Origin of the sequence: Parablautia muri, from assembly GCF_009917485.1 — a bacterium.
Taxonomy (GTDB): Bacteria; Bacillota; Clostridia; order Lachnospirales; family Lachnospiraceae; genus Suilimivivens; species Suilimivivens muri.
On record NZ_QZDT01000044.1, the window covers coordinates 21,531 to 29,635 of the forward strand.

General features: G+C 43.5%; 9 protein-coding genes. 6 read left to right on the plus strand and 3 right to left on the minus strand.

What is annotated here, in order from left to right:
* The first annotated feature begins 43 nt into the window (after positions 1-43).
* The 5 genes from D5281_RS18905 to D5281_RS18925 all read left to right on the plus strand — a co-directional run bounded on the left by D5281_RS18905 (position 44) and on the right by D5281_RS18925 (position 5,250).
* Positions 44-1,471, plus strand: coding sequence for a sensor histidine kinase (locus D5281_RS18905; protein ID WP_160561633.1), 1,428 nt, complete (start codon positions 44-46; stop codon positions 1,469-1,471).
* On the plus strand, positions 1,452-2,282 hold the full coding sequence (locus D5281_RS18910) for a hypothetical protein (protein WP_160561634.1): 831 nt from the start codon (positions 1,452-1,454) through the stop codon (positions 2,280-2,282). The genes D5281_RS18905 and D5281_RS18910 overlap by 20 nt, the downstream gene beginning before the upstream one ends.
* Positions 2,283-2,412: 130 nt before the next feature.
* Positions 2,413-3,834 carry an N-acetylmuramoyl-L-alanine amidase gene (locus D5281_RS18915; protein WP_277935462.1) on the plus strand — a complete coding sequence of 474 codons (1,422 nt, stop codon included), beginning with the start codon at positions 2,413-2,415 and terminating at the stop codon, positions 3,832-3,834.
* Positions 3,835-3,957: 123 nt separating this feature from the next.
* Positions 3,958-4,554 carry a rubrerythrin gene (gene rbr / locus D5281_RS18920; protein WP_160561636.1) on the plus strand — a complete coding sequence of 199 codons (597 nt, stop codon included), beginning with the start codon at positions 3,958-3,960 and terminating at the stop codon, positions 4,552-4,554.
* 174 nt (positions 4,555-4,728) lie between these two features.
* The gene (locus D5281_RS18925) at positions 4,729-5,250 is read left to right on the plus strand and encodes a VanZ family protein (RefSeq protein ID WP_160561637.1); all 522 of its coding nucleotides are present in this window, start codon (positions 4,729-4,731) and stop codon (positions 5,248-5,250) included.
* A 38-nt stretch (positions 5,251-5,288) separates the two neighbouring features.
* On the opposite strand, the gene D5281_RS18930 is transcribed toward D5281_RS18925, so the two are convergent.
* The 3 genes from D5281_RS18930 to D5281_RS18940 all read right to left on the minus strand — a co-directional run bounded on the left by D5281_RS18930 (position 5,289) and on the right by D5281_RS18940 (position 7,313).
* A complete protein-coding gene (locus D5281_RS18930; protein ID WP_160561638.1) occupies positions 5,289-5,720 on the minus strand; it encodes an aspartate carbamoyltransferase regulatory subunit in 432 nt (143 codons plus the stop codon).
* Between the two features lie 11 nt (positions 5,721-5,731).
* Positions 5,732-6,649 carry an aspartate carbamoyltransferase gene (gene pyrB / locus D5281_RS18935; protein ID WP_160561644.1) on the minus strand — a complete coding sequence of 306 codons (918 nt, stop codon included), beginning with the start codon at positions 6,647-6,649 and terminating at the stop codon, positions 5,732-5,734.
* A 121-nt stretch (positions 6,650-6,770) separates the two neighbouring features.
* Positions 6,771-7,313, minus strand: coding sequence for a nitroreductase family protein (locus tag D5281_RS18940; RefSeq protein ID WP_160561639.1), 543 nt, complete (start codon positions 7,311-7,313; stop codon positions 6,771-6,773).
* A 347-nt stretch (positions 7,314-7,660) separates the two neighbouring features.
* On the opposite strand from D5281_RS18940, the gene D5281_RS18945 reads away from it, so the two are divergent.
* Complete coding sequence (locus D5281_RS18945) at positions 7,661-7,987, plus strand: MazG nucleotide pyrophosphohydrolase domain-containing protein (RefSeq protein ID WP_160561640.1); 327 nt, start codon at positions 7,661-7,663, stop codon at positions 7,985-7,987.
* Positions 7,988-8,105: the final 118 nt, after the last annotated feature.

Below are 8,105 nucleotides of genomic sequence, written 5' to 3' on the forward strand. Positions count from 1 at the left end.
TACCAGTTCATTTGAAAAAGAACACATTGCATGGAGAAATGAAATGAAGTTTTCTTTAAAGTTGCTCTTGTGGACAATTATTGTAATGGCAATCGCTTTGGGCTTTAGTGGGTTTTATTTTGTAAATTATGTGTTTGAAACTTCTCTGGCAAGAGAAGCGCAGCAGGCGCTGGATGAAAACAGTATTCTTTGTTTTGCTTTTGAGACGGCAGCTTTAAATGTGCCTGCCAAATATGACGTGCTGCAGGATAACACAGTGGAACAGATTGCGGCAAATCTGGAAAGAAGCGGACAGAATACCAGCCGTATGCTGCGCCTGTCGGATGAAGAAAAACAGGCTTTGTATGCAAGCGATGGTTTCCAGCCGGATGATGAATTGTTAGGGCAGATCGATGAAGTCACCAAGGCATACCGGACGATTTGCTTAAACGGGCATTATTATATCCAAACCTGCAGTGCAGTTAATGCACTGGACAGAGTGCTTTACCTGGAAACCCTGCGGGATGTTTCGGAGGTGTTTAATGAACGGGCATTGGGATTTCGGGTATATAGGCGTGTGACGATTGTGATGCTGCTTTTGGGGACGGTTATTATGCATCTGATTGCCTCCTGGCTTACCAAGCCTATCCGCTCGCTTACCAGGGCAACGAAACGTATGGCGGAAGGGGATTATAGTTACCGGGCAAAGCAGGTGAGCAATGATGAGCTGGGGCAGCTTACGCTTGACTTTAATCAGATGGCGGAGGCCCTTGAGGAAAACATCAATAAACTGGAGGACGAAATACAGGCCAAGGAAGATTTTGTGGGTGCCTTTGCCCATGAGCTGAAAACGCCTTTGACGGCGATTATTGGGTACGCGGATATGCTGCGCTTAAGAAAACTGGACGAGGAGAAAAGCTTCTTGTCTGCCAATTACATCTATACGGAGGGCAAGAGACTTGAGACCATGTCTATCAGGCTCCTGGATATTATGGTTACCAGACATGGGCAGGCCCAGTTTCAGGAACTTACGGCGGAAAGCCTGTTTTTGTATCTAAAGGATATGTTTAAGACCAACGAGGACATGAAATTTGTTTATTCTTATGACAAGGCCATGGTGTGGGCGGAGAGCAGCATGATTATCACGGTCTTGATTAATTTGCTTGACAATGCCTGCAAGGCTTCCGAGCCGGGGGCAGTCATAGAGGTGTTAGGAGAAAAAGAGGAGAAAGGCTATCGCTTTACCATAAAGGATCACGGAATCGGGATGCCCAAGGAGGAGATAGAAAAAATTACAAAGGCCTTTTATATGATTGATAAGTCAAGATCCAGAAGCAGGAACGGGGCGGGGTTAGGACTATCTCTTTGCACGGAAATTTTGTCCTTACATAACAGCGTCCTTGCGGTAGAAAGTGTTCTGGGGGAGGGGACAAGCGTAAGCTTCCTGCTTCCAGATAGAGAGGAGGCTGGGGATGAAAAAGTCAACCATTAATTTTGCGCTGGTTATCTTTGCGTTTGTGGTGATGGGAGCCTGTATTTGGGGGCCGGAGATGCTGACCGGATACAGAGATCGGACGGTGCTTGACAGGATTACCATTGAAACCTCAGAAACGGAGGGACAGGGATATCGGTACAGGCTTGAGGAAAGTGAAAAGCTTTTTATTTTGTCTCAGTGCTTAAACAGCCAAAGCCTGCCTCAAAGCGAGCAGAGTGCGCTGACCAGATTGGAGGGGGAAGAAACAGATTATCAGGAGCTGGAAGGCACTTATGCCTTTGTCGTAAATCACAGAGGCCCTACCGGGAGAGAAATAACTAGAGAGGAAATTTTTAATACCTGCAATGAGATGCTGGATTCCTTCAAGGAAATTGGCATTTTGCCAGAGTCGGTGAGAGAGGTAAACAGTGGCGATTATGATGCTGTGCTATATTCGGCAATTGATGTGCTGGAGCCTAGAAATAATGTGGCGGTCTGGAAAGTGAGCCTTTCCAACAGTAAGAAGAATGCGGACAAAAACAACCGGCTTTTGGATGCCTATGTGGACGCCGATGATGGAAAAATTTATGAGTGGTATGCCAGGACGGAATATACCTGGGAGGACATTGATACGGATGCGGTGATAGAAAAGTGGAGCGAATATATGGGGCTTGATAATCCGGAGCCCTATGAGACGGACAATCCGCTGCTGGAGTCGGCTGCCTATTATAAAAAGTATGCTTTTCCAGCAGTGGGAGAGGAGAAATGTATTGTGACAATCGGGTTCTATGAGGGGATAAATGAACTGTTTTTAAAGATTTCCAGATAAGCTGCAGGGGGTAAAATGATGCAGTTTTGATGCAAAAATGATGGAACTATGATGCAAGAATGATGATAAAATGATGCACCGGACGTGTAAACTTCCTATAAAAGGAAGGCACGAAAGGGGCATTATTTTTATGTACATAAGAGAAAGAGGCAGGCTGGGGAAAAAGAGGCAAAGAAGAAGAAAAAGCTGGAAATTAGGGATAGGTGCGGCGCTGTTTTTTATCATCACATTAGGAGTTTATACTTTTATGGAAATAGTGGTGTTTGCTTCGCCGGAGAACCCGGAAGTGGAGGCGGAGGCCCAGGCACAGAAGGAAGCAAAGAGCGGGGATGTGTCTGGCAATGAGCTTACCCCTGAGCCAGAGCAGTATCCAAAAGAGAAAAAGTCTATTGTTCCATTGGTGGTGGTGGATGCCGGCCATGGAGGATTGGATGTGGGCTGCATGGAGAAAGATGTGTCTGAGAAGGATATCAATCTTCAGATTGCACAGCGGGTAAAAGGCCGCTTGGAGGATATGGGATTCCAGGTACTGCTGGTTAGGGAGAAGGATGAATATCTGGCCAAGGAAGATAGGGTTGAGATAGCCAACCGTTTTGAGGCTGATGCTTATGTGAGCATTCACCAGAATACGTATGAAGGGAGCGATAAAAGTGTAGGGGGAATTGAGACGTGGTATGACGGCACTGATATCGGAAGGGACAGTGAAAGATTGGCCAGACTGGTGCACCAGGAGACCATAAAAAGTACCGGCGCAGTGGAGCGGGAGCTGTGGGATATAGCGGATTTTTGTGTGACAAACAAGACCCAGATGCCGGCCTGCCTGATTGAAACAGGGTTTTTGTCTAACCCGCAGGAGCGGGCGCTTTTGACATCGCCGGAATATCAGGAAAAGGTTGCGCAAGGGATTGCGGAGGGGATTCATCTTTTCTTTCAACCCAAAACCATGTATCTGACCTTTGACGATGGGCCTTCGGAGCTGTGTACGGATATGGTGCTGGATGTGCTAAAGGCAAATGATGTGAAGGCGACCTTTTTCCTGATTGGAGAATATGTGGAAAAGTACCCGGAAGTGGCAAAGCGGATTGCAGAGGAAGGACATACAATCGGAATTCATTGCTATAAGCATGATTATGGAGCACTATATGAAAGTAAGGAGAGCTACCTTGCAGATTTTCAGAAAGCTTATGATGTAATTTTGGAAACAACCGGAGTGGAGGCAAGACTTTTCCGCTTCCCGGGAGGGAGTGTTAACCCTTACAATGAGGATGTATGTGAGGAGATTGTTCATGAGATGACGAAAAAAGGATTCATCTATTTTGACTGGAATGCAAGCCTGAATGATGCAGTGGGAAATTACGAGCCGGAGCAGCTTATTACAAACGCGCGGGAAACAACCCTTGATAGAAAAAAAGTGGTCATGCTGGCACATGACAGGGTTTTGAATACTGCGCTTTGTTTGGAGGAACTGCTCCGGCAGTTTCCTGAGTATAGGATGAAGCCCTTAAATGAGCATGTTAAGCCGGTTCAATTTAATTTGCCGGACGGAAAGTAAAATATACGGATAAGTCTGCTATGCTTTGTGAGAGATAAATGTATAAAACACTCTTTTTTACCCATAATATAGCATGAAGTTCACATTATCCATATTTGAAAGGTTAGAAAGGAGAGTTTATGAATGGCAGTAGATTTTAAAAACAGTGAAACGAAAGAAAATTTGATGCGGGCTTTTGCAGGGGAAAGCCAAGCCAGGAACCGTTACAATTTTGCAGCCTCCAAGGCGAAAGAACAGCACTTGCATGTGGTAGAGGAGGTGTTTAATTACACAGCAGGGCAGGAGAGAGAGCATGCGGAGATTTTTTATAAATATTTAAAAGAGCTTTCGGGGGAAACCATTTGCGTGGACGGGGGATATCCGGTGGATATTTCGGAGGATGTGGCGAAGCTGCTGCGCATGGCACAGCACAATGAGTATGAGGAACACGACTCTGTCTATAAAGCTTTTGGAGAAAAGGCAAAAGAAGAAGGATTCGACCAGATTGCCAATACCTTTTTTCGAATAGCTGAGATTGAAAAGCTGCATGGCGATCGCTTTGGGAAATTCGCGGAGCTTATGGAAACGGATAAACTGTATAAGGCCGATACGAAGACAAAATGGATTTGCTTAAACTGTGGTTATATTTACGAAGGTGAGATGGTTCCGGGTAAATGCCCTGTATGCTCCCACGACCAGGGTTATTTTATACGGCTTGATCAGTCGCCTTACGAGAATTAGCTATAACTTATATGTTCTTAGTTGGCGGTAACTGCCTGGAATCATTCTATTTTTTCATATAGTGTTTATGAATTTATTATAAACAGTTTGGCCCTATAATTGACTTTTTATCAGTCAGAAGAATATAATGATAGATAAATTAGGGAACCGTTGATAATATAGGATTGGACAAATATGGGAAAAAGTGTGAAGAAAAGAAGAAGATGGCCGTTTTTATTGTTTTTGTGGCTGATATTTATATCCCTGGTGGCTGTTGTGGCATATCTTTCCTTTCAAAATGGCGAAGACGCCAAGATGATTGGTAAACAGTTTGTTGACAGACTGACAGAGACACGTTATTTGCAAGGGGGAGAGACAGAAGAAGAAATGCTGACCCTAACCTATCTGGTCAGACAGTTTGGGCGCTTTTTTGCCTTTCTGCTAATTGGCATAGTGGGCACATTTACAATTCATGTTTCTTTTTCAAAATGGAATTGGCTTTTAAAGACGATTATAGCGCTGACAATTATAACAGCAATTGCTTATTTAACGGAAAAATTAAAAATATATATTCCTACAAGACATTACAGCTACGAAGAAATGCTAATCAGCATAACGGCAACAACGTTAGGATTTTGTATTGTGTCGGTTCTTACGCTGGCTGTCAGGGCGGTGAAGGGTTTCTTTCATCTGGTGACAGCCAGTCATGTATCATAACATCTAAGGCCCAAAGCATTTTAAAAGATGCGTAGGCATTACAAACGCTCCGAATACTTTTCTTCGCAATATTTGCAGCGGTAAATTTCTTTGTCCTCGTCCGCCAGCAGGAAGATGTGGGGAAGGCCCTGCTCAATGGAAGTGATGCATCTGGGATTTTTGCAGCGGATGACATTTTTGATCTCCTTAGGCAGCATCAGTTCTTTTTTGTCTACAATGACTCCATCTTTTACAATATTGACGGTTATGTTGTGGTCAATAAATGCAAGAACGTCCAGGTTCAGCATATTAATATCGCATTCTACTTTTACAATGTCTTTCTTCCCCATTTTATTGCTTCTGGCATTTTTAATGAGGGCAACAGGACAGTCAAGCTTGTCCAACTGTAAATGATAATAAATGGAAAGGCTTTTCCCGGCTTTGATATGGTCCAGAACGAGGCCCTCCTCGATTTTTCCAACATTGAGCATATCTTTTCCTCCTAATTTACATGGATATTGAGTAATGTTAAAATGAGAGCCATTCTTACATAGACGCCATATTGCACTTGTTTAAAGTAAGCAGCTCTTGGGTCCTCGTCCACCTCCACGGAAATTTCATTGACTCTGGGAAGGGGATGGAGTACCAGCATATCAGGTTTTGCCAACTGCATTTTGAGTTTATCAAGAATATAAAAATCTTTTAATCTGACATAATCTTCCTCATTAAAGAAGCGCTCCTTCTGCACTCTGGTCATATATAAAAGATCCAGTTTAGGCATAATATCCTCTAAACGGATGACCTCCTCATAAGGGATATTTTTTTCCTTTAGCATATCAGTAACATAATCAGGAACCATAAGTTCCCTGGGAGAGATAAAGATAAATTGAATTCCCTCATATCGGACTAAGGCGTTAATCAGAGAATGGACGGTACGCCCGAATTTCAGGTCTCCGCACAATCCGATGGTAAAATGATCAAGGCGTCCCTTCATAGAACGGATGGTCAAAAGATCGGTGAGGGTTTGGGTGGGATGCTGATGGCCGCCATCGCCAGCATTGATGACCGGAATGGAGGAACGGCTTGCAGCAACCATGGGCGCACCCTCCTTGGGATGGCGCATGGCGCAAATATCGGCAAAGCAGGAGACTACACGGATGGTGTCAGATACGCTTTCCCCTTTGGCAGCCGATGAAGAACTGGCCTCGGAAAAGCCAAGTACGCTTCCTCCTAAATTTAACATGGCAGCTTCAAAGCTGAGCCGTGTCCGTGTGCTTGGCTCATAAAAACAGGTGGCCAGCTTTTTTCCTGCGCAGACATGGGCATATTTATCCATATTCGCCTCAATATCATTTGCCAGGTCAAAAAGCTGATTCAATTCTTCCACCGTAAAATCCAGAGGATTCATAAGATGTTTCATAATTGATAACTTAGCTCCTTTCATAATTCCTTCCATAAAAAATCGAAGAGGGAAACTCTTCGATTTTTTATGAACCTGTCAGCAACTTTATGAATACTTCTTTCATAAAGCTGCGAAGGTATTAACTTTGAAATGATAATAATTCTTCTACAGGTTTTCTTCTGGGGGCGGCAGGTTCCTCATCAGGATATCCAACGGGGATAAGAGCAACCACATCCCTTTCTTCGGGAACATTCAATAAAGAAGCAGCCTTTGCTTCATCAAAAATTCCCATGATCACACTGCCAAGGCCCTTATCCCAAGCGGCAAGGCAAAAAGTTTGGGATGCAATCCCGGCGTCAAACATCTGCCAGGATCCTTCCCTGGGCGTGGAGTAGGAACCATCCCGTTCAAAACCACTTCTTCCCTTGATGTAGGTAACTGCAATAAGCAAAGGAGCCTGCGTGATAATCTCCCCGTTTTTAGGATATGCCGAAGTACATTCAGCAGCAATCCTATCTTTTAATGCTCCCTCTACTGCAATATAGCGGGTAATCTGCGTATGCTTCCAGCTGGGAGCATAGGATGCAGTCTCAATAATTTCAGAAAGTAAAGCGTGGTCTACAGGCTCAGCCTTGAACTTACGGATACTTCTGCGTTCTTTGATACAGTCTTTTGCGGTCATAAGCACACTCCTATTCGATTCTGGCCGGATGAGTCCGCTGGCTGTGCGGCATCTGGCACAATAAGCCCATATACAAACAAGTGGGCGCGTGATGTTTGGCTACTTGTCTTATCATAGCATATCAGAGAGTGGCTTTCAATGAATTAGAGAGCTTAAAAGGAAAAAATTTATCCGCTTTTTCCAGTTTAAATGCCTCTATTGGTATTCTGCCTATGGGGTAATATCTCAAGTTTTGAAGCAAAAACGGCGTAACCCTTATAAACACTGGGCTGCTCCAGCTATACTTTTTCAATAGGATAGCGTATAATGGAGTCAACGAAAAATCGGGATTTGAAAGGAGAAGATTTATGTTTGATTTCAGCATAAATGAAATGTTAGATATGCAGAAAAGGCTTCAGGATAAATACAAAGATAAATGGGAAAAGATTTCTCCTGAAACAGGTAAAAACAAGCTGCTTTGGATGATAGGCGAAATTGGTGAAGTGATTGATATAGTCAAAAAACATGGAGGTATAACGGCGTCCAATGATGTGGAATTAAGAAAAGACCTTATAGAAGAAATGGCTGATGTTCTTATGTATTACAATGATGTTATGCTATGCTATGGAATATCTGCTGATGAATTAAAACAGGCATATACTGAAAAGTTTGAAAAGAATATGACACGTTGGTAAATTCTTTAGGTTAGAATCGATGATGGTGTAAACGAAAAAGCAGTTTTGCATTCCAGTGAACTGCCCTTTCGTTTACACCATTTTCGATTTGACCTAATTGAACAAAGTGAGCGTCCGG

Excerpts from the sequence above, each read along its gene's own strand:
- D5281_RS18905 (WP_160561633.1), top strand. The coding sequence starts at position 44 with ATGAAGTTTTCTTTAAAGTTGCTCTTGTGGACAATTATTGTAATGGCA.
- D5281_RS18910 (WP_160561634.1), top strand. The coding sequence starts at position 1,452 with ATGAAAAAGTCAACCATTAATTTTGCGCTGGTTATCTTTGCGTTTGTG.
- D5281_RS18915 (WP_277935462.1), top strand. The coding sequence starts at position 2,413 with ATGTACATAAGAGAAAGAGGCAGGCTGGGGAAAAAGAGGCAAAGAAGA.
- rbr (WP_160561636.1), top strand. The coding sequence starts at position 3,958 with ATGGCAGTAGATTTTAAAAACAGTGAAACGAAAGAAAATTTGATGCGG.
- D5281_RS18925 (WP_160561637.1), top strand. The coding sequence starts at position 4,729 with ATGGGAAAAAGTGTGAAGAAAAGAAGAAGATGGCCGTTTTTATTGTTT.
- D5281_RS18930 (WP_160561638.1), bottom strand. The coding sequence starts at position 5,720 with ATGCTCAATGTTGGAAAAATCGAGGAGGGCCTCGTTCTGGACCATATC.
- pyrB (WP_160561644.1), bottom strand. The coding sequence starts at position 6,649 with ATGAAACATCTTATGAATCCTCTGGATTTTACGGTGGAAGAATTGAAT.
- D5281_RS18940 (WP_160561639.1), bottom strand. The coding sequence starts at position 7,313 with ATGACCGCAAAAGACTGTATCAAAGAACGCAGAAGTATCCGTAAGTTC.
- D5281_RS18945 (WP_160561640.1), top strand. The coding sequence starts at position 7,661 with ATGTTTGATTTCAGCATAAATGAAATGTTAGATATGCAGAAAAGGCTT.